Raw genomic sequence first — 20,403 nt, 5'->3', positions numbered from 1 at the left:
GCCGCCCGGCTGCCACGGCGCGGGTACGAGGTCTCAGGCCACGCTCGTCAGATGGCGGTGCCTGGGGTCCGGTGGGCCGACGGCGGGGACGGGCACGGGCGCCTGTCGGTCCGAGAGGTAGCGCAGCACGGCGAGCACCCGGCGGTTGTCGCTCGGGCTGCCGGGAATGTCGAGCTTGTCGAAGACCGAAGCGACCCGTTTCTCCACGGTGCCCTGGGAGACGACGAGTTGCTCGGCTATGGCGCTGTTGGTGCGGCCCTGCGCCATCAGCGCCAGGACCTCGGACTCCCGCTCGCTGAGCACGTCGAGCCCTCCCCCACGCCTGGCACGCCGCTCCTCGCGGCTCGTGCGGGTCGTCCCCACTGCGAGCGCCCTGACCATACGGGGGTCGACGACCGTGCCGCCCTCCGCGATCCGGGTGAGCGTGTCCAACAACTCGTCGGAGTCCGTCATACGGTCCTGGAGCAGATACGCGAGACCCGCACCGTCACCCGCGAACAGTCGGGCGACGTGCTCGGGTTCGGGGGCCGCCGAGAAGAGCAGGACGCCGCATCCCGGCTGCCGGCGCCGCATGTCCAAGGCGGCGTCCACTCCCTCGTCGCTCCAGGTCGGCGCGAGGCGGACGTTGGTGATCAGCACGTCGGGGCGGTGCATGGCGACCAGCGCGGGCAGCACCCGGACGTCGTGGACGGCCGCGGCGAGTTTGTGGCCCTGGGCGCCGAGCACGTGTGCCAGCCCGGCCCTGAGGATCGCGGAGCCCTCGGCGATGACAAGACGCATGGCGGATCACTTCCTCTGCCCGGCATCCGGGCCGCGCCGCTCGAGGAGGTCCGCCATCTGGGCCAGGGTGGGGGTGCGGGCGAACTCGGCGACGGACAGGCGGCGCTCCAGCGCCACCACCAGCCGGGCCGCGGCCCGTGAGGTCCCGCCGATCTCGAAGAAGTTGTCGCCGCGTCGGATCCGCTCGACCGGAACGCCGAGCGCCTCGGCCCACAGGGCCGCCAGCTTCCGCTCGTATCCGTACTCCACGCCACCGGTCATGTGCGTCGCCTCCACTGGGAATGTCCTGTGGGCACGACGCTAGGGGGCGGCTTTATCGAAGGAGTATCGGTGCGTCAGTCCACGCCCTCCAGAAGCCGCTGCAGCGCCCCCACCCGGCGGCCCAGCTCGGCCACCTCGGAGTGCAGCTCCCGCTGCCGCTGCGCGGCGGCACGCTCGGCGGCGCCGCGTTCCCGGGTCCAGTTCGTCGAGACCCAGACGAGCCCCGTGGCGAGCAGTGCCGAAGCGCTCAGCATCACCGCGCCGGCGACCATCGCGTCTGCCGTGGATTCCATTGTGCCGCCCTCCCTCTGGGCCCTGCCGGCCCTTTCGAAATATGCACGGTACAAACGAAGTTACGCGGCTTCGGACGGGCGCACCATGGAGGAAAACCTCCGTGTTCGCCCCGCTGTGCCTTCCTTCTGCATTCGGCTCGCATTCCCGTTTCCGGGCACGCCCGTGGGCCCCGGGGACGAATCCCAGGGGCTCACGGGTCGGGGTGCGTCGGTGATTACGCCGCGGCCGTGGCGTTCACCATTCCGCGTTCCGCGCGTTCCTTGATGATGGCGTCGACTATTTCACCGCTGCGCACGGCGATGTTCGACAGGAGCGACGACGTCAGACCGTGCGTGTGCTCGGTGCCGCCCTGGAGGTAGATGCCGCAGGACAGTTCCGGCGTGGTGACCAGCCGGTAGTCGCGGGTCACCCGGTGCCGGCCCGACTCGTCGCGCAGGCAGTAGCGGTCCAGGTCACCGAGCAGCTCCGTCGGGTCCAACGGGTCGTAGCCGGTGGCGAAGACGATCGCGTCGACGCCGAGTTCCCGCTCCGCACCGTCCAGCCGGCGCAGCAGTACGCGTGCGGTGTGCCCGTCCCTCGTCACGGACGTCACCTTCGTCAGGTTGTGGAAGTGCATCCGCCTGACGCCGGACACCTCCTCGTCGTAGGCGATCTGGTAGAGCTCCCCTATGTCGCTGTCGTCCGCCACCCCGTAGTTGGTGTTGCGGTGGTAGCGCCAGAACGCCTCGCGTGTGGCCTCCTCGCCGAAGTAGTAGTCGTCGACCGCCTCGGCGTCGAAGATCTGGTTGGCGAAGGCCGTGTCGTCCGCGACGGAGTAGCCGTACGACGGGAAGACCGCGTGCACCTGGGCGTGCGGCAGCCGCGCGTGGAGGAACTTGGTGATCTCCACCGCGCTCTGGCCGGCGCCGACCACGGCCACACTCTTCAGCTGCGCGGGGTTCGCCAGGCCGTACCGGGTCAGGAACTCCGAGCTGTGCCAGACCCGTTCGTCACGCACGACGCCGTCGGGCATGCGCGGTCGCAGACCCGTCGAGACGACGATGTTGCGGGCGTTCACCGTGCGGGTGGTGCCGCGCACGGTGTCGCCTATCTCGAGCTGCAGGTGGTCGATGGCACCGGGCGCGGCGCCCGGCGGCTGCCGTACGGCGAGCACGGCCGAGTTGTAGGTGACCTGGTTGGTCAGATGCGATTCCGCCCATTCCAGGTACTGGTGGAATTCCTGACGGGTCGGGAAGAAGTTCTTGCGGTTGACGAACTGCGCGAGCCGGCCCTGCGCGTGCAGGAACGAGACGAAACTGAACCGCGATGCCGGGTTCCGGAAGGTGACCAGATCCTTCAGGAAGGAGATCTGCATGGTCGCCGACGGAAGCAGCATGTTCCGGTGCCAGCCGAACTTCGGCTGGCGTTCGAAGAAGGCGGAGGTGACCGGGTCGGTCAGCACATTGGCGTGATGCTCCTCCAGGGAGATGGCGAGCGACAGATTGGACGGGCCGAATCCGACGCCCACCACATCGTAGGTGTGACTTTCGCGAGTACTCATGGTTGGTCTCCCCGTCAGTGTCGGGCTTGGTGGCGGATCTCCAACGTGCAGCACTTCACGCTGCCGCCCGCCTTGAGCAGTTCGGACAGATCGACGCCGATCGGCTCGAACCCGCGCCGACGCAGCTGCGCGGCGAGTCCGGTGGCGGTGTCGGGCAGGAACACATGCAGCCCGTCGGAGACCGCGTTGAGCCCGAACGCCAGCGCGTCGGCCTCCTCCGCGACGACCGCGTCGGGGTAGAGCTCGCGCAGCGTGGCGAGGCTGTCCGCGGAGAAGGCCCCGGGGTAGTACATGACCTCGGTGTCGGAGAGCACGGCGAGCGCCGTGTCCAGGTGGTAGAAGCGCGGGTCGGTCAGGGTGAGGGTGACCACCTCGCAGCCGAGGGCCTCCCGCAGCTCGGCGTGGGCCCGCGGGTCGGTGCGGAACCCCGTGCCGGCCAGGATGGTGCGGCCCACCACCATGTAGTCGCCCTCGGCCTCGTTGACGTAGGTGGCGGTGTGGAGGTCGCGGTAGCCGCGGGAGGCGAACCACTCCCGGTGGGCCGCCGCCTCGGCGGCCCGTTCGGCATGGCGGAACCTGGCCACCAGCACGCGGTCGTCGACGACGGTCGCCCCGTTGGCGGAGAAGACCATGTCGGGCAGGCCCTCGACGGGCTCGATGAGGTCGACGGCGTGGCCGTACTCGAGGTACAGCCTTCTCAGGCCGTCCCACTGCTCGATCGCCAGGTCGGTGTCGACGGGCTTGGTGGCGTTCATCCAGGGGTTGATCTCGTACGTGACGTCGAAGTGGGTGGGACGGCACATGAGGTAGTGCCGACGGGTGGCCTGGCGTACGGCCGGCAGCGCGGTGGTGAACAACGGAGGATCCCTCTCTGTCTGTGAAGCAGGCGGTCGGGTGGACCGGTGAACGGTGGACCGGTGGACGGCTGGGTCGGTCGCCGGGTCAGGCGGCGGCGCGCTCGATGGGGCAGCTCATGCAGCGCGGGCCTCCGCGGCCCCGGCCGAGCTGGTCGCCCCTGATGCGCAGCACTTCGATGCCGTTCTCCTCGAGCATCCGGTTGCTGTTCTCGTTGACCTCGTAGGCGATGACGGTGCCGGGTGCGACGGCCAGGAGGTTGCAGCCGTCGTTCCACTGCTCGCGCTCGGCCGCACTGGTGTCCTGTTCGGTCTGCAGGACCCGCACCGCGTGCAGGCCGAGCGCGGCGGCGATCTCGGCGAAGAAGTCGTCGTTCTCGGTGACGGCGAGCCCCTGATGGGCCCCGGGCAGCAGCGTCCAGGACCTGAGCGCGCGACGGTCGAGGCCAGTGAAGAGGGTGAAGGCGTCCCTGTCCACCATGGTCATCACGGTGTCCAGGTGCATGAAGGCGCGGGCCTTGGGCAGCTGCACGGCGATCACCCGCCGGGCGGAACCCGCGTCGAAGAGCCGGCGGGCCAGGATCTCCACGGCGGCCGGGGTGGTGCGCTCGCCCAGGCCGACCAGAACGGTGCCGTTGCCGATGACCTCCACGTCGCCGCCCTCGATCGCGGCCGGCGCCATGGCCTCGCCGTCGATCCAGCGCTTCGCGCCCTGGTCCGCGAACATCGGATGGAACCGATAGATCGCCTCGTAGTTGACCGTCTCGCGCCTGCGGCCGGCCTTGCGCATCGGATTGACCGAGACGCCGTCGTACACCCAGCAGCTCGTGTCGCGGGTGAACAGGGAGTTGGGCAGTGGCGCAAGGACGAAGTCGCCGTCGGCCAGCAGGTCGAGTCCCAGGGACCGGCCGCCGGTGCGGCCCTCCCCCAGCGCCTCGGTCAGCTCGCGCTTGGTCAGTCCGCCGAGCAGGTGAGTGGCCAGGTCCTCCGGCCCCATCGCGGCGAGCAGCCGGCGGGTCGTCCCGGCCAGCGCGGCACCCAGATGGGGCTGCCGTTCGTCCAGGACACGGTCGAGTACGAAGGCCACGGCCTCCTCGTGCTTGACCGTCTCGGCGAGCAGGCCGTGCAGGAGATGGACCGTCACTCCCCGGTCGCGGAAGACCTGCTGGAAGAGGCGGTGCTCCTCCTGCGCCCGGGAGACCCAGACGACGTCGTCGAAGAGCAGCGCGTCCTTGTTGCTCGGCGTCAGCCGCTCCAGGTCCAGGCCGGGTTCGTGCAGGATGACCTGTTTCAGCTCACCGACCTCAGAATTCACATGGAACATGCTCTCTCCTGACCTCGATCCGGGGCAGTGACCACTCGGCGAACGACGTTATTCGCGTGGCTTTCCCTTTCGTTATCGAACCTTTTTCAGCCAAAGCTCACGGCCGGTTTCCTGTGCATCACACCGGGCACCGTCGAGCATCGGCCAGGCGTATATCGCACGGCCGGTTCCGGTTGCGCCGCACGTAAGACGCCTCGGACATCCGTCCGCCGAAGTCCGATCGATAACGCTTCGAAAGAACGCGTGGCTAGTTTTCTCGGCATACCGAACAAGCCACACCCACCGAGAAACACACCCACGCCGAAGTCGAGAGGGCGGTACCCGATGTTCGTTCCTCCGCTGTACCGCGCACCAGACGCCTCCTGGATGCTCGAACTGATCCGCCGCAATCCGCTGGCGATGATGGTGAGCAACGGCACGGAGGCCGAAGGCCCGTTCGCCACACACCTGCCGGTGATTCCGGATCCGCGCACGACCGGCGAGCCGGCCGCGGGCCTCGCGGGCACCACGCTGCTCGGGCACATGAACAGGGCGAACCCGCACTGGGCCGCGCTCAGGCCCGGCGCCACCGTGCTGCTGACCTTCACCGGGCCGCACACCTATGTGTCGCCGACGCTCTACGAGGTCTCGCCGGCCGCTCCGACCTGGAACTTCACCGCGGTCCACGCACGCGGCACCATCGAGAAGCTCGACGAGGGCAGGCCGGACGAGGACACGTTGCGCGTGGTGACCTCCACCGTGCGGGACTTCGAGGACCGGTTCGGCACGGGCTGGGACATGTCCGAGTCCCTCGGCTACTTCCGCGAGATCATGCCGGCCGTCGGAGCCTTCCGGTTCACCGTCTCCCGTGCCGACGCGATGTTCAAGCTCAGCCAGGAGAAGACGCCCGACATCCGGGACCGGGTTGAGCTGTCCTTCCGTGAGAGCCCATGCGGCCACCGCCGTGCGACCGCCGAGCTGATGGAGCAGTTGCCATGATTCCCGTTCATCTGGACCTGGCGGTCCGTGAATTGTCCCGGATCACCGCCAAATACCTTTCCATAGCGCTGCGCAAGGCAGCGCAACGCATGGCGCGAACAGGAAATCCGCCGCTCCGGCAGCCGGTCACGACTTCCCTTCGCAATACGAGCTGACCCACGACCGCCTTTTATTCCGGCCGGATCCCGCCCCCCACAGACCTGAAGCACCGTGCACTCCCGTTTCTTCGAGGCATGAGCACGAGATGAGGTAATGCGATGACACGGCAGTCAGTTGCTGCCCAGGCACCCACGACGCCGCGGGGCGGCCTGACCCGGACCGGCGAGCAGGCACAGCTGCTCCGGGTCGGCATGGTCTCCCTGCACCACACAGATCCCGAGCTCGCCGGGCTCCTCGACGCCGAGGTCACCCAGCAGAACTCGACGCTCGCCATGATCGCGTCGGCGAGCATCGCGGATCCGTCCGTTCTCGCCGTCGGCGGATCCGCCCTGTCCAACGTGACCGCCGAGGGCTATCCGGGCGCCCGGTACCATCCCGGCGCCCAGCAGTTCGACGCGGTCGAGAACCTGGCGGTGGAACGGGCCAAGCAGCTGTTCGGCGCACGGTACGCCAATGTGCAGCCGCACTCCTGCTCCTCGGCCAACCTGGCGGTCCTCGCGGCGCTGATGCGCCCGGGCGACACCCTGCTCGGCCTCGACCTGGACGCGGGCGGCCACCTCACCCACGGGTCTCCCGCCTCGGTGACCGGACGCCACTACCACTCGGTCTCCTACGGCCTGGACGAGAGCGGCCGCATCGACTACGCGCGGCTGACGGATCTGGTGCTGGAGCACCGGCCGCGGGTGCTGATCGCGGGAGCCAGCGCCTACCCCCGACTGATCGACTTCGCCCGGTTCCGGGCCATCGCCGACATCGCCGGGGCCTATCTGCTCGCGGACATCTCGCACATCGCCGGCCTGGTGGCGGCGGGCCGGCACCCCAGCCCGGTGGACGTCGCGCACCTCACCACCACCAGCACGTACAAGCAACTGGGCGGCCCCCGCGGCGGGTTGATCCTCAGCGGACTCGAGTACAGGACGCCAGGACCCGACGGCCGCACCCCGCTGCACCGGCTCATGCAGCGCGCGGTCTTCCCGCAGTCCCAGGGCACGCCCAGCCCGGCGTCCATCGCCGCCAAGGCCCGCGCCTTCGCCGCGGCCGCCGAACCCGCCTTCCAGGAGACGGCGCGGCTGATCGTGCACAACGCCCGTGCCCTGGCCCAGGAACTCTCCGTGCTCGGCCACCGGATCCTGACCGGCGGCACCGACAACCACATGGTCCTCATCGACGTCACGGACTTCGGTCTGAGCGGAGTGGTCGCCGAGCGCGCCCTGGAGGAGTGCGGCATCCTCGCCAACCGCAACCGCATCCCCGGCGACACCAAGCCGCCCCTGGTCACCAGCGGTCTGCGGCTGGGCACGAACATCCTGGCGCAGCGCGGGATGGACCCCGCGCAGATGCGCGTCTGCGCCCAGCTGCTGCACACCGTGCTCGCCGGGACCACCGCGCTCTCGGACACCGAGTACCGGATCGACCCGGCACTGGTCGCCCAGGTCCGGGCGGAGGTCCAGTGGCTGTGCTCCCGTCATCCCCTGCCCATCGACACCGCCGGCCGTGTCCCGGTTTCCCTGATCGGAGTCGGAACATGACCGACCACCGCCCTGCCTCCGAGGCCCGGCCCGCGCCGGGCACACCGCCCTGGCCCCCGGCGCTCGTGCCGACGGACCGGCCGCGCCGCCCCGGCACGGCTCCCCGGTGCTCGGCCGTGGAGAGCACTGACCTGGACTCCCGGTCCGTGCGCGAGCCCGTCCTGGCCGCCGCCTTCGCGGCGGTGCTCCACCGCTACACCGGCCAGGACCGGATCGCCCTCGCCACCACGAGCGGCGAGCGCCGCTTCCAGATCACCGGCGAGTCGACGCTGCGGGACCTGGCCGCGCACAGCACCATCGCGGACGCGACCGGAGACCGCCCCGCCGGCTTCACGGCCGGGGCGACCCCGGCCCCGGACGGTGCCCGCTTCGAGCTCCACCTGGTCGTACACGACCGGAAGGCGGAACTCCACTACGACGCCGAGCTGTTCGAGCGCTCCACCGCGCTGCGGCTGCTCGGCCACTACCGCACGCTGCTCGTGGACGGACTGCGCCACCCCGAGCACGCCGTGGGCCGGCTGCGGCTGCTCACCGACGAGGAGCTGCACCGCACCCTCGTGGAGTGGAACCGCACCGAGACCGAGCTTCCCGACCAGGGTTGCCTGCACGAGGCCTTCGAGTCCCGCGCGGACGCCGCGCCCGACGCGGTCGCCGTCGTCGAGGGCGCCACGAAACTGACGTACCGTCAGGTCAATGCGGCGGCCAACCGCCTCGCCCACCACCTGCGCTCCCTGGGCGTGGGCCCGGACGCGCGGGTCGGCCTGTGCCTGGACCGTTCGGCGCAGCTGCTGATCGCGGAGCTGGCCGTGCTCAAGGCGGGCGGCGCCTATGTGCCCCTCGACCCGGACTACCCGGCGCAGCGCATCGCGGCCATGGTGGCGGGCACGTCCTGCACCGTCATGATCAGCCGCACGGAGCTGGCCGCGAACCTGCCCACCAGCGGCGAACAGGGACCGCCGCTGATCCTGCTCGACCGCGACGCCGACACCCTCGCCCTGCAGCCCGCGCACAACCCGGGCCGCGTCGCCTCGCCCGACCACCTGTGCTACATCATCCACACCTCGGGTTCGACGGGTGCGCCCAAGCCGATCGCGCTGCGCCACCGGGGCGTCCTGAACAACATCGCCGACCTCAACACCCGCTACGGCGTGGGCCCGGGGGACTCGGTGCTCGCACTGTCCTCGCCCAGCTTCGACATGTCGGTCTACGAGTTCCTGGGCCTGACCATCGCCGGCGGCACCGTGGTCGTGCCCGACGCCGCACGCGCGAAGGACCCCGAGCACTGGGCCCGCCTCCTCGTCGCCGAGAACGTCACCGTGTGGAACTCGGCCCCCGCGCTGCTGAACCTGCTTGCCGACCACCTGGAGCAGACCGGCGCCGAGCCGCTGCCGCAGCTGCGCCTGGCGCTGCTCGGCGGCGACTGGGTTCCGGTCACGCTGCCCGACCGGGTCCAGGCCCTCGCGCCCGGACTGCGGTTCGTCGTGATGGGCGGCGCCACCGAGTCCTCCATCCACTCGACTCTCTACGAGGTGGAGAAGACCGACCCGCAGTGGACCAGCATCCCGTACGGCCGCCCCATGGCGAACCAGCGCACGTACATCCTCGACGACGACCTGCAGCCGGTGCCGCAGGGGGTGCCCGGGGAGCTGTACCTGGCGGGCACGGGTCTGGCCCGCGGCTATCTGGACCAGCCGCAGCGCACCGCCGAGCGGTTCCTCGACTGGTCGTACGAGGACGTGGTGGCGGACGAGCGCCTGTACCGCACCGGCGACCTCGCACGGTTCGGCCCCGACGGCCTGATCGAGCTGATCGGCCGCAAGGACTTCCAGGTCAAGATCCACGGCCTGCGCGTCGAACTCGGCGAGATCGAGGCCGTGTTGCGCTCCCATCCGGACGTGCGGCAGTGCGTGGTCGTCGCGCGCTCCGACCGTCTGATCGCCTATGTGGTGTCCGACGGCGATGTCGGTGCCGAGGCGCTGCTGGCCCTCGCGGCCGACCGGCTGCCCGCGTACATGGTGCCCGCCGCCGTGATGTTCCTCGACCGGCTGCCGCTCACCCCGAACGGCAAGCTGGACCGTCTGCACCTGCCCGAGCCGGTCTTCGCCTCCGCCCCCTACCGGGCACCGTCCTCACCGTGGGAGGAGATCCTGGCCGGTGCCTTCGCCGAGGTGCTCGGCGTGCGGCGGACCGGCGTCGACGACGACTTCCTGCGCGAGGGCGGCGACAGCACCAAGGCGATCAGGGTCGCCACCCGGGCCCGCGCCCGGGGCCTGGAGGTCACTCCGCGGCAGATCCTGCAGTGCCGCACCGTGGCCGCGCTCGCCCGGGTCGCGACGCGCAGGGACGACAGCGCGGACACCGCAGCCTCCGCTCCGCTGACGGACGCCGGCTCCGCACAGTTCAGGGAGTTCCAGGAGCGCTACCCGACGCTCTCGGACGTGTGGCCGCTGACCTCCCTGCAGTCCGGCATCCTCTTCGAGTCGTCGCTCAGCGCCGACGGGTACGACGCCTACCAGATGCAGACGGTGATCCGCCTGGCCGGCGAGGTCGACGCCGCCCGGATGCGGGTGGCCGGGCAGGCCCTGCTCGACCGGTACGCCAATCTGCGCGTGGCCTTCGTCGAGGACGCCGACGACAACCTGCTGCAGCTCGTCGTCGACGACGTCGAACTGACCTGGCAGGAGATCGACTTGAGCACGCTCTCCGAAACCGGCCGTGACGAGGCGCGCCGGCGGTTCCTCGCCGAGGACTACGCCACGCACTTCGACCTCACCCGCCCGCCACTGCTGCGCCTGACCCTGCTGCGGTGCGGACCAGGCCACCACGAGCTGGTCCTGACCACCCATCATGTGCTGGTCGACGGCTGGTCCGAACCGATCCTGCTGCAGGACCTGCTGCGCCTGTACGCCTCCGGGGGCGACCCCTCCGGACTGCCCGCGGTCCGCGACTTCCGCGACTTCCTGTCCTGGCTGTCACGGCAGGACCGTGACGGGGCGGCGAAGGCGTGGAAGGAGGAACTCGCCGGGGTCGAGGAGCCGACGCTCCTCGCGGCGCGCGCACCACGCGGCGAGGTCTCCGGCGCCGCCGAGGAACGCGTCAGCCTGTCCGACGACGAGACCCGCCGGCTGCTGCGGCGCGCCGCGGAGCTGGGCGTCACGGTGAACACGCTGGTGCAGGGCGCCTGGGCGGTGCTGCTCGGCGCACTCACCGGACGCCCGGACGTGGTGTTCGGCGCGACCGTCTCCGGCCGTCCGGCGACCCTGCCCGGCGTGGAGTCGATGGTGGGGCTGTTCATCAACACCCTCCCGGTACGGGTCCGCCTCACGCCCGGCGACAGCCTCGCCGAGCTGCTGACTCGCCTGCAGGAACGGCAGTTCGAGCTGCTGGACCACCACCACTACGGGCTCGCCGAGATCCACCAGGACCTGGGTGTGGACGCCCTGTTCGACACGCTGGTGGCGTTCCAGTCGTACCCGGTGGACCGCGTCGGGCTCGCCGACGCCGGCGCCGCGGCGGGCATCGAGGTCACCGGGATGCACGCCGAGGGCGCCGCCAACTACCCGCTGGCACTGATCGTCCACACCGACGGCGAGTTGTCCCTGACCCTCCAGTACCACCGCAACGTCCTCACCGCCGACGCCGTGCGGACCATCGCCGCCCGGCTGCAGGCGGTGCTGCGCCAGCTGACGGAGGACCCCGCGCGGACCGTCGGCGCGGTCGACGTGCTGATCGCCCCCGAGCGCGAGCGGACCGCCGTCCGCCGGACCGCCGCCGCCCTGTCCGTGCTGGTCGAACGGCAGGCCGCCGCGACACCGGACGCGGAGGCGGTGTGCGCGGACGGGGTGTCCCTGACCTACCGGGAGCTCAACACCTGGGCCAACCGCCTCGCGCACCGGCTCATCCGGCGGGGCGTCGGCCCCGAGACGGTGGTCGGCCTCGCCCTGCCGCGCTCGGTCCAGCTGGCGGTCGCACTGCTGGGGACCCTGAAGTCCGGCGCCGCGTTCATCCTCGCCGAGCCGGGCGGGGCCGTACCCGCCGAGACGGCCGAGGTCGTCACCCGGGCCGATGTCGACGCGCTCGGCGCACAGCCCGGGTCGCCGTCGGACAACGCCGACCCGGCCGACGAGGACCGCGCCGAGCCCCTGGCCCCGCTCCACCTCGCCTGGCTGCGCCGTCCGGCGCGCGGCGACGGGCCGCTCGTGACGGTCGGCCAGCACGCGCTGGCCCACGCGGCGCTGCGGTTCGCGGCCGAGGCGGATCTGTCCGCCGGGACACGGCTGCTCGCGGCGTCGCCGCACGACGACGCGATGGTCCTGGAGGTCCTCGGCGCGCTGTGCTCCGGCGCCTCGGTCAGGATCCCGACCGACCTCGGCTCCCTGGGACGGGACTGGGGCTGGACCGGTGACGTGATCAGCTCCGTCGCTCCGTTCTTCGCCCAGGTGCTGGACCGGTCCCCGGGCGTGATCTACGTCGGCAGGGTCGTCCTCACCGGGGACACGCTGCCCGGCTCGTTCGTGCAACGGCTGCGCGAGGCGATACCGGGCGTGCAGGTGGTCGGCACCCACGGCCCGGCCGAGGCGGCGCACGCCACCGCGTTCACCGCACCGCGGGAGACGGACGCGACCTGTGTGCGCCGGCCCCTCGGCTCCCCGCTCGGGGGCGTGCGGGTCCGCGTGCTGGACTCGGCGCTGCGGCCCGTACCGACCGGCGTCACGGGCGAGTTGTACGTCGCGGGCGAGGTGGCGCGCGGCTACCACGGCCGGGCCGGTCTGACGGCCGAGCGTTTCGTGGCCGACCCCTGCGGCCCGTTCGGCGGCCGGCTGTACCGCACCGGGGACCTGGTGCGCTGGTGCGCGGACGGAACCCTCGAGTACGTCGATCCGGAATCCCGCCTTCCGCGGGTGCGCGGGCGCCGGGTGGCCCCCGGCGAGGTCGCCGCCGTGCTGGCGGCCCACCCGGGTGTCGCACGGGCGACGGCGGTCGTGCGCGAGGCCGACGGCGAGGCCTCACTGGCCGCCTATGTCGTGCCGGTGCGCGGCGGCGACGTACACCCCGCCGAGCTGGGCGAGTTCACGGCGCGGCACCTGCAGGAGCACCTGGTCCCCGCCGTGTTCGCCGCACTCGACGAGCTGCCGCTCGCGGCGGACGGCACCGTCGACCGGGACGCGCTGCCCGAGCCGGGCGCCGACCCGTCCGGCGACGGCCGCCGCGGCGCACGTACCGCACAGGAGCAGGCCCTCTGCGAGCTGATCGCGGACGTACTCGGCGTCGACGAGGTCGGCATCGACGACAACCTCTTCGCCCTGGGCTGCAACTCGCTCAAGGCCACCCGCATCCTCGGCCGGATGCGCCGCACGCTGGGCCTGGAGACCACGATCCGCCGGCTCTTCCAGCACCCCACCGTCGCCGCACTGTCCGAGCACCTCACCCCCACGGCCGCCGGGAAACGTCCCGCTCTCGGCCGTCAGATCCGCACCGAGTTGAAGGAGCAGGCACCCACCATGCGCAAACAGGCGAAAGAACAGGCCAAGGACCTCACGGCACAGCTCAAGGAGGAGCTCACCACGGCGGCCCTGGAACAGTGGACCGGTGAGAACCTTCAGGCCGCGGTGAGCGCCGACATCGACGAACGGATCCGTGCCTCCGTGCGACGCAGCACCGGCCACCTCGACGGCGGATCGAGGGGCAAGGACGCCAAGGAGACCCAACGGCTGCTGAAGCGGATGCTGGAGCGCTTCGCCGAGCAGGTCCAGGACTCCGCCAAGGGCCGCTCCCTCACCGGGGAGCAGCTGGACCAGGTCCAGGAGATCCTCACGGCTTCCGCCGACTCCCTGCGCCCCCTCCTTCGGGAGGTCTCCGAGAAGGCCGGCTGATCCCCCGCAGCCCGGCCGACGGCTCCGGCCCTGCCGCCCCACCCCCCGGCGGCAGGGCCGGAGCCCTGTCACTGTCGTGGCGGGACGGAGTCCAGGACACCGCCACGCACACAGCGAGAGGTGCTCCCCGCCGTCGGGGAGCACCTCTCGCTGTGCGGGGAGGCACGGATCAGTCGATGCGCACGTGCATTCCTCCCGAGCGCACGCCGGTGAAGTCGGGCGAGTTGAAGAAGAGCGGCGGGATCGCCGGGTCGATCCGCAGCTTCGGGAACCGGTTGAAGAGGACCTCGAACACGACTCGGGTCTCCACCCGCACCATCTGCCCGCCCATGCAGTAGTGGGCGCCACGGCCGAAGCCGAGGTGGGCGTTGGGGCTGCGGGTCACGTCGTAGGTGTCCGGGTCGGTGAACTGGCGCGGGTCGCGGTTGGCCGCGCCGAGGTAGACGCGCAGCAGCGAGTCCTTGGGAATCTGCTTGCCGCCGAGCTCCACGTCCTGGAGGGTCGCGCGGTAGGAGGCGGCGCCCGGGGTCAGGAACCGCATCGTCTCCTCGATCATGCCGGGGATCAGCGAGTGGTCCGACTTGACCAGCGCGTACTGCTCCGGGAACGACTCCAGGCACAGCATGGTGTTGCCCACCAGCAGCGGGGTGGCCAGGTGGCCGGCGCCCAGGATGCCGATGATGAAGTTGATGATCTGGTCCCGCGTCATCAGGCTGCCGTCGACCTTGGTGACCTGGCTCAGCAGGCTGATCAGGTCGTCCTTCGGGTCCTTCGTCTTCGCGTCGACATGCACGCCGAGCATCTCGCGCAGCGGCTGCAGGGGCTTGGTCAGCTGCTCGAAGTAGCCGTCCTCGGTGCCCTCGCCGACCTGCGTCATCTGGGCTTCCTGGTCCATGTTCTGGTCGACCAGCTTGAACATGGTCCGGTCCTCGGCGGGAATGCCGAGGAGTTCACTGAAGACGATGCCGGCGACATGGTCGATGAAGTCGCTCAGCAGGTTGAACTTGGCGAACTTCTCAAGCGTGTCGGCGTATTCGTTGGCCAGGTCGCGGACCCGGGACTCGAGACGCGCGATGAATTTCGGGTCGAATGCCTGGGCGGCCTGCTTGCGGACGTTCGCGTGCTCCGGCCCGGTCATCTGGGCGAGGTCGCCGTCGAAGTACTTCGCCGTCTCCTCGTCGAAGTTGAACAGCTTGCCGGAGTCGGCCGAGTAGCCGTCGTTGTTGCTCAGCGCCTCGTTGACCTCGGGATAGCCGTACACCTCCCAACGCTGAAGCTCCTCGCGCCACTCGACAGGGTTCTCGGGCCGCTCGCCACGCAGCCAGAATTTGTCCGGTGCGAAACCCCAGCGGTCAGCGAATTCGGTCACGGTTTTCCTCCGTTGATGGGAACTACGGCAACTGGCCAGAGAACGCTCAGCCGCTTCGGTCACTCCGGAATGACAGCCGCACAGAATGCGGCAACTGCCGCACGCGCCAGGGACTTTTGGCGCTCGGCTCGCATCGTAGAACGCCGCTGTCGACCGGACCAGCCTTTGTGTGTCCGGCCGTCCCGTCGACAGGACACCGGGTGTCGGTCTCTCCGCCCGGTCGCGACCGTCGTCCGACGTACGTTCCTTGACGCGAATCCCCCCGGTCCCCAACGATCGGTGGGCGGCCGGGTGGGCGCCGCCCGATTACCGACGGGAATGACCGCCGATATTTCAGGCCACCGCCCCCGTATTCCCCAGAGGTCTTCTGCCGTTGTCGCAGAATTCGCGCATGCCCGCCGCGAGAGCCAGACAACCCTGATGAGGAGCGTGCGATAGTGACGGCCGAGCTGACCGAACAGGAAATCCCCCAGCAGTCCGAGGAGGACTCCACGCCCGCGTGGCTGACCGCGCTGCGCGACGAACTCGACCCGACGAGCCGGCGGCGCCTGGCGGCGCTGGAGCCCCGACCGGACTGGCACTGCCTGGAGATCGGCGCCGGCTCGGGCACCACGGCCCGCTGGCTGGCCGAGCGCTGCCCCGCGGGCAAGGTGATCGCCACCGACATCGAACTCGGCTCGCTGAGCCGTCAGGTGGCCCCGAACCTGGAGATCGTCCGCCACGACGTGACCACCGACGACTTCCCCGAGCAGTCCTTCGACCTGATCTACGCGCGATACGTCTTCGCTCACCTGCGCAGCCGCGAGGCCGACCTCGCGCGCGTGGTGTCCTGGCTGAAGCCGGGGGGCCTGCTGCTGCTGGAGGAGCCCGCGCAGTTCCCCGTCGAGTCGGCGCGGGACGACGACTACCGCGAGGTCAGCCTCGCCACGCTGGAGCAGTACCGCGAACAGGTCGGCACCGACCTGCGCTGGCCGCGCACCTTCCCCGCCCCGCTGCTGGATCTCGGGCTGCAGGACATCGGCGTGGAGGCGTCCCTGTCGGTGGTCGGCGGCGGCCGGCCCATGTCGCTGTTCTGGGGCGAGGCCCTCAAGGGCTGGGGGCCGTACGTCGTCTCGGCCGGCACGGCGAGCGAGGAGCAGGTCGAGCGGGCCGCCGGCCTGATGTACAGCGACGACTTCTGGGATCTGGGCCTGGCCACCATGGCGGCCTGGGGCCGGCGTCCCGCCTGACGGATCCAAGAATCATTCAGCGCGCCGGCGGTGCCCCCGAGGGGCACCGCCGGCGCGTATCTGTTTCAGTATAAGTGCCCTTTACACGAAGGCTTGTTGACCCTCCCCGCAACCGGAAAGTAGCGTTCTACTTGTCGCTCATTCCACTGCTATGCGGGCTCACTGACCAAGAGCCCGCGACGGGGAGTTGTGAATTGACCACGGAATCCTTACCCCCCCTCCCGGAATTGCCCATCGAGCGTCCGGAAGGCTGCCCCTTCGATCCTCCCGCCGAATTCGCGCAACTGCGTGCCCAGGCACCGCTGCGCCCGCTGCGTTATCCCGACGGCCACCTGGGCTGGCTGGCGACCGGCCACCGCACCGTCCGCGAGGTGCTGGCCGACCCCAGGTTCAGTTCGCGGGCCGAACTCGCGCACTGGCCGATTCCCGGCCCGGCCGCCGAGTACCAGGCGCCGCCGGCCCCGCCCGGCATGTTCGTCCGTCAGGACGCGCCCGAGCACACCCGCTACCGGCGACTGCTCATCGGCAAGTTCACCACCCGCCGGATGCGCAGGCTCACCAACCGCCTGGAGCAGATCACCGCCGAACGCCTGGACGCACTTGCGCAGAAGGGCCCGACGGCCGACCTGTTCCAGGAGTACGCCCTGCCCATCCCGGCACAGATGATGTGCGAGCTGCTCGGGGTGCCGTACGCGGACCGGGAGTTCTTCGAGCGGCAGGCCATCGCGACCAACGACAACAGCCAGGGCCCCGAGGCCCAGTTCGCGGCCTACGCCGAACTGCAGAGGTTCCTGGGCGAACTGGTCCTGGCCAAGCGTGCCGAGCCCACCGACGACGTGCTCGGCGAGCTGGCCGAGAGCGATCTCACCGACGAGGAGCTCACCAACATCGGCTCGCTGCTGCTCGGCGCCGGGTTCGACACCACCGCCAACATGATCGGCCTGAGCGTCTTCGCGCTGCTCACCCACCCCGACCAGCTCGCCGTCCTCCGCGATGAACCGGAGGCGGCCGACGGGGCGGTGGAGGAGCTGCTGCGCTATCTGTCCATCACGGACACGAACATCCGCACGGCGCTGGAGGACGTCGAACTGGACGGACAGCTCATCAAGGCCGGTGCCACGGTCACCCTGGCCGCCCAGGCCGCCAACCGCGACCCGGAGAAGTACCCGGACCCCGACACCCTCGACCTGCGGCGCCCGGCCACCGGTCAGCTGACCTTCGGGCACGGCATCCACCAGTGCCTCGGCCAGCATCTGGCCCGGGTGGAGATCAAGGTCGCCCTGCTGGAACTGTTCGCCCGCTTCCCGGGGCTGCGGCTGGCCGTGCCGGCCGAGGAGGTCCCGATGCGCACCGACTCCGACTTCTACGGGGTGAAGAGCCTGCCGGTCACCTGGTGAACCAGGGCCTTCGGTCGGCGAGGTGACACGAGCCACGGTCAGATCACGTCCTGGCCGTGGCTCGTCCGTCGTATCAGGATGTCCCCGATGATGGTGCGGGCGGTCACCTTGACCGTCGTCCCGTCCCCGCCGTTCCCCGCCGGCGCCTCGGCGCCGCTCTCGACGAAATCGAGGGTGCGGTACACGGTGCCGACATGCGAGTCGAGGTCCAGGCTGGCGCCCAGGCCCTCGGGAATGCCCACGTCCAGCATCCCGGAGGCGGTCTCCAGGACCAGGGGGCCGCGCAGTGCCCTTCCCACCTGGATGTCACCCTGCGCGGCACGGGCCTCGACCGCACCGTGCGCCCGGTCGATGCTCAGGTCCCCGCTGTCGGCGTAGACGCGTACGTCCCCGAGGGCGGTGCCGATACGGACGCCACCGGTGCCGCGGTTGATGTCGGCCGCGCCGTCGATCCGCCGCACCGCGATGTCACCGCAGCCGGCCACGGCCTCCAGGTCGCCGGCCACCCGGTCCACACTCACGTTCCCGAGGGCCGAGGAGACATACACCGGTCCCGAGCGCCCGAGACGGACATGGCCGCAGCCGGTGACGATCCGGCACTCCCCCACCTCGCCCTCGCAGTCGAAGTCCGCCGCCAGGGCCGTGCCGTGCATCCGGGATCCGGCCGGCACCCTGATGTCGACGAGGACGGCACCGCTGCCGTCCGAGTCGCGGGACCGGGAGGCGGTGACGGTCAGCTCCTGGGCGGTGCAGCGGACCCGGGCCGCCCGCGCGGTCGCCGTGTCGCAGGCGTCGTGGCGGTTCCTGGGGCGGACGGAGACGGTGACGCCGGGACGGTCGCCGGCCGTGACACGTACCGCCCCGAGGTCGAGGCCGACGGTGACGAGAATCGGCCCGCGGGTGTGGAAGTCGTATGTCGGCATGGTGTGCCCTCATGCGGATGGCGAACAGCCCGTGGCCGCACTGGGTGCCACGGGCTGTTGCAGGGGTCGGAAGGGGGCGCCGGGCCTCAGCGGGTGCGGTCCTTGGTGAAGTGCTTCATGGACCAGGCGAAGCCGAGGACGGTCAGACCGGCGATCCAGGCGGCGGCGAGCCAGCCGCTGCTGCCGATCTCGGTGCCGAAGAGCAGACCGCGCAGCGTCTCGATCATGGGCGTGAAGGGCTGGTACTCGGCGAACTGGCGCAGACCGGTGGGCATGGTGTCGGTGGGGACGATGCCGGAGCCGACGAAGGGGAGCAGGATCAGCGGGAACGGCGCGTTGCTGGCCGCGTCCAGGGTCTTGGCGGCCAGGCCGAAGGCGACGCCCAGCCAGGTCAGCGCGAAGGCCGCGCCGGTGAGCAGGGCGAGCACACCCAGCCAGTCCAGGGCGCTCGCGTCCGGCGAGAAGCCCATCAGCAGGGCGACACCCAGCACCACGGCCATCGAGGCGACGGTCTGCAGGACCGAGGAGATGACCCGGGCGATGAGGATCGACGGACGGAAGATCCGCATCGTCTTGAAGCGGGCGATGATCCCCTCGGTCATGTCCATGCTGGTGGAGACCGCGGTACCGAGCGAGCCGGTGGCCGCCGTCATGATGACCAGTCCGGGCAGGACGTAGTCGATGTAGTCGTGGTGGCCGTGCGGCAGGGCGTTGGTGACGCCGTTGCCGAGCACGCTGCCGAAGACGTAGACGAACAGGAGCAGGAAGAGCACCGGGATGCCGATGATGGCGATGACGGTGGTCGGGTAGCGCAGCTGGTTCTTGAGATTGCGGCGCAGCAGGGTGACCGAGTCGGTGACCGCGTAGGCGAGAGTGCTCATGCCAGGACCTTCTTCTCCGTGTCGGCGGGGGCGGGGGTGTCGGTGGGGGCGGTGCCGGTGAGGGCGAGGAAGACGTCGTCCAGGTCGGGGGTGTTCAGGCTGAGCTCGTGGACGGTCGTGGTGTCCAGGCGGTTGAGGATCTGCTGGACGCTGCCGGCGGTGCCGTCGCTGGGGACGCGCAGGGTGAGGGCGTCGTCGTCGCGGGTGAAGGGGGTGCCGTCCAGTGCGGCGGCGGCCTGTCCGAGGGTGCCCGGGGAGGTGAACTGCAGGTCGACGCTGCCGCCGGGGATCTGCCGCTTGAGCTGCTCGGGGGTGCCCTGGGCGACCAGGCGGCCGCCGTTGAGGACGGCGATGTCGTCGGCGAGCTGGTCGGCCTCCTCCAGGTACTGCGTGGTCAGGAAGATGGTGACGCCGTCGGCGACCAGGTCGCGGATCAGCTCCCACATCGAGCGCCGGACGCGGGGGTCGAGGCCGGTGGTGGGTTCATCGAGGAAGATGATCGGGGGCGCGCCGACCAGGGTCATCGCCAGGTCCAGACGGCGCTTCATGCCTCCGGAGTAGGTGACGACGGGCTTCTTGGCGGCCTCGGTGAGGTCGAACTGCTCGATCAGACGGGTGCAGCGCTGGCGGGCGGTCTTCTTGTCCAGGTGCCACAGCCGGCCCATCAGCGCGAGGTTCTCCTCGGCGTTCAGGAACGGGTCCACCGCGGAGAACTGGCCGGTGACGCCGATGCTGCCGCGGACCCCGTCGGGGTCGGTGGCCAGGTCGTGCCCGGCGACGGTCACCTGCCCGCCGTCCGCCTGGGTGAGGGTGGAGAGGATCTTCACGGTGGTGGTCTTGCCGGCGCCGTTCGGGCCGAGCAGGGAGAACACGGTGCCCTGCGGGATGGTCAGGTCCACCCCGTCCAGGACCTTGTGCTCGCCGTACGCCTTGCGCAGGCCGGTCACCGCGATCGCCGCGGCCGTACCGGAACCCGCCGAAACCCTGGCCTGGTAGGCCGTCATGGCATTCC

15 protein-coding genes are annotated in these 20,403 nt (G+C 70.6%); 5 read left to right on the top strand and 10 right to left on the bottom strand.

The window, feature by feature from the left end; all coding sequences use genetic code 11:
- Positions 1 to 33: 33 nt before the first annotated feature.
- From ACFY1U_RS18605 to ACFY1U_RS18580, 6 genes are all read right to left on the bottom strand, one after another.
- Positions 34 to 780: a DNA-binding response regulator gene (locus ACFY1U_RS18605; protein ID WP_390695156.1), complete on the bottom strand. Its 747-nt coding sequence runs from the start codon at positions 778 to 780 to the stop codon at positions 34 to 36.
- A 6-nt stretch (positions 781 to 786) separates the two neighbouring features.
- Positions 787 to 1,041 (bottom strand): acyl carrier protein, encoded by a 255-nt coding sequence (locus tag ACFY1U_RS18600; protein WP_266957258.1) that lies wholly within the window; start codon positions 1,039 to 1,041, stop codon positions 787 to 789.
- 74 nt (positions 1,042 to 1,115) lie between these two features.
- Complete coding sequence (locus tag ACFY1U_RS18595; RefSeq protein ID WP_390695155.1) at positions 1,116 to 1,334, bottom strand: hypothetical protein; 219 nt, start codon at positions 1,332 to 1,334, stop codon at positions 1,116 to 1,118.
- A 215-nt stretch (positions 1,335 to 1,549) separates the two neighbouring features.
- The gene (locus tag ACFY1U_RS18590) at positions 1,550 to 2,875 is read right to left on the bottom strand and encodes a lysine N(6)-hydroxylase/L-ornithine N(5)-oxygenase family protein (RefSeq protein WP_390695154.1); all 1,326 of its coding nucleotides are present in this window, start codon (positions 2,873 to 2,875) and stop codon (positions 1,550 to 1,552) included.
- Between the two features lie 14 nt (positions 2,876 to 2,889).
- The gene (gene ddaH / locus ACFY1U_RS18585) at positions 2,890 to 3,732 is read right to left on the bottom strand and encodes a dimethylargininase (RefSeq protein ID WP_390695153.1); all 843 of its coding nucleotides are present in this window, start codon (positions 3,730 to 3,732) and stop codon (positions 2,890 to 2,892) included.
- A gap of 85 nt (positions 3,733 to 3,817) precedes the next feature.
- Positions 3,818 to 5,053 carry an arginine deiminase gene (locus ACFY1U_RS18580; protein ID WP_390695152.1) on the bottom strand — a complete coding sequence of 412 codons (1,236 nt, stop codon included), beginning with the start codon at positions 5,051 to 5,053 and terminating at the stop codon, positions 3,818 to 3,820.
- A 324-nt stretch (positions 5,054 to 5,377) separates the two neighbouring features.
- Here ACFY1U_RS18580 and ACFY1U_RS18575 point away from each other — a divergent pair, with 324 nt between their 5' ends.
- From ACFY1U_RS18575 to ACFY1U_RS18565, 3 genes are all read left to right on the top strand, one after another.
- Entirely contained in the window at positions 5,378 to 6,031 is a 654-nt protein-coding gene (locus tag ACFY1U_RS18575; RefSeq protein ID WP_390695151.1) for an FMN-binding negative transcriptional regulator, read from the top strand.
- Positions 6,032 to 6,381: 350 nt separating this feature from the next.
- Complete coding sequence (gene glyA, locus ACFY1U_RS18570) at positions 6,382 to 7,719, top strand: serine hydroxymethyltransferase (RefSeq protein WP_390695229.1); 1,338 nt, start codon at positions 6,382 to 6,384, stop codon at positions 7,717 to 7,719.
- Positions 7,716 to 13,592 carry an amino acid adenylation domain-containing protein gene (locus ACFY1U_RS18565; protein WP_390695150.1) on the top strand — a complete coding sequence of 1,959 codons (5,877 nt, stop codon included), beginning with the start codon at positions 7,716 to 7,718 and terminating at the stop codon, positions 13,590 to 13,592. Before glyA ends, ACFY1U_RS18565 begins: the two co-directional genes overlap by 4 nt.
- Before the next feature lie 169 nt (positions 13,593 to 13,761).
- Here ACFY1U_RS18565 and ACFY1U_RS18560 read toward each other — a convergent pair whose 3' ends face one another.
- A complete protein-coding gene (locus ACFY1U_RS18560) occupies positions 13,762 to 14,961 on the bottom strand; it encodes a cytochrome P450 (RefSeq protein ID WP_390695149.1) in 1,200 nt (399 codons plus the stop codon).
- Positions 14,962 to 15,398: 437 nt separating this feature from the next.
- On the opposite strand from ACFY1U_RS18560, the gene ACFY1U_RS18555 reads away from it, so the two are divergent.
- Complete coding sequence (locus ACFY1U_RS18555; RefSeq protein ID WP_390695148.1) at positions 15,399 to 16,190, top strand: class I SAM-dependent methyltransferase; 792 nt, start codon at positions 15,399 to 15,401, stop codon at positions 16,188 to 16,190.
- A 227-nt stretch (positions 16,191 to 16,417) separates the two neighbouring features.
- Positions 16,418 to 17,587 (top strand): cytochrome P450, encoded by a 1,170-nt coding sequence (locus ACFY1U_RS18550; RefSeq protein WP_390695147.1) that lies wholly within the window; start codon positions 16,418 to 16,420, stop codon positions 17,585 to 17,587.
- Between the two features lie 38 nt (positions 17,588 to 17,625).
- Here ACFY1U_RS18550 and ACFY1U_RS18545 read toward each other — a convergent pair whose 3' ends face one another.
- From ACFY1U_RS18545 to ACFY1U_RS18535, 3 genes are all read right to left on the bottom strand, one after another.
- The gene (locus tag ACFY1U_RS18545; protein ID WP_390695146.1) at positions 17,626 to 18,510 is read right to left on the bottom strand and encodes a DUF4097 domain-containing protein; all 885 of its coding nucleotides are present in this window, start codon (positions 18,508 to 18,510) and stop codon (positions 17,626 to 17,628) included.
- 86 nt (positions 18,511 to 18,596) lie between these two features.
- Positions 18,597 to 19,391 (bottom strand): ABC transporter permease, encoded by a 795-nt coding sequence (locus tag ACFY1U_RS18540; RefSeq protein ID WP_390695145.1) that lies wholly within the window; start codon positions 19,389 to 19,391, stop codon positions 18,597 to 18,599.
- On the bottom strand, positions 19,388 to 20,395 hold the full coding sequence (locus tag ACFY1U_RS18535; protein WP_390695144.1) for an ATP-binding cassette domain-containing protein: 1,008 nt from the start codon (positions 20,393 to 20,395) through the stop codon (positions 19,388 to 19,390). The genes ACFY1U_RS18540 and ACFY1U_RS18535 overlap by 4 nt, the downstream gene beginning before the upstream one ends.
- Positions 20,396 to 20,403 lie beyond the last annotated feature (8 nt).

This window comes from Streptomyces sp. NPDC001351 (assembly GCF_042896045.1).
Taxonomy (GTDB): Bacteria; Actinomycetota; Actinomycetes; order Streptomycetales; family Streptomycetaceae; genus Streptomyces.
The sequence above is the reverse complement of the archived record's forward strand: the minus strand, read 5'-3'. Positions and strand labels throughout refer to the sequence as shown.

Bases quoted from the DNA above. Each gene is read 5' to 3' on its own strand.
- ACFY1U_RS18605 (WP_390695156.1), bottom strand. From the start codon at position 780: ATGCGTCTTGTCATCGCCGAGGGCTCCGCGATCCTCAGGGCCGGGCTG.
- ACFY1U_RS18600 (WP_266957258.1), bottom strand. From the start codon at position 1,041: ATGACCGGTGGCGTGGAGTACGGATACGAGCGGAAGCTGGCGGCCCTG.
- ACFY1U_RS18595 (WP_390695155.1), bottom strand. From the start codon at position 1,334: ATGGAATCCACGGCAGACGCGATGGTCGCCGGCGCGGTGATGCTGAGC.
- ACFY1U_RS18590 (WP_390695154.1), bottom strand. From the start codon at position 2,875: ATGAGTACTCGCGAAAGTCACACCTACGATGTGGTGGGCGTCGGATTC.
- ACFY1U_RS18580 (WP_390695152.1), bottom strand. From the start codon at position 5,053: ATGTTCCATGTGAATTCTGAGGTCGGTGAGCTGAAACAGGTCATCCTG.
- ACFY1U_RS18575 (WP_390695151.1), top strand. From the start codon at position 5,378: ATGTTCGTTCCTCCGCTGTACCGCGCACCAGACGCCTCCTGGATGCTC.
- glyA (WP_390695229.1), top strand. From the start codon at position 6,382: ATGGTCTCCCTGCACCACACAGATCCCGAGCTCGCCGGGCTCCTCGAC.
- ACFY1U_RS18565 (WP_390695150.1), top strand. From the start codon at position 7,716: ATGACCGACCACCGCCCTGCCTCCGAGGCCCGGCCCGCGCCGGGCACA.
- ACFY1U_RS18545 (WP_390695146.1), bottom strand. From the start codon at position 18,510: ATGCCGACATACGACTTCCACACCCGCGGGCCGATTCTCGTCACCGTC.
- ACFY1U_RS18540 (WP_390695145.1), bottom strand. From the start codon at position 19,391: ATGAGCACTCTCGCCTACGCGGTCACCGACTCGGTCACCCTGCTGCGC.
- ACFY1U_RS18535 (WP_390695144.1), bottom strand. From the start codon at position 20,395: ATGACGGCCTACCAGGCCAGGGTTTCGGCGGGTTCCGGTACGGCCGCG.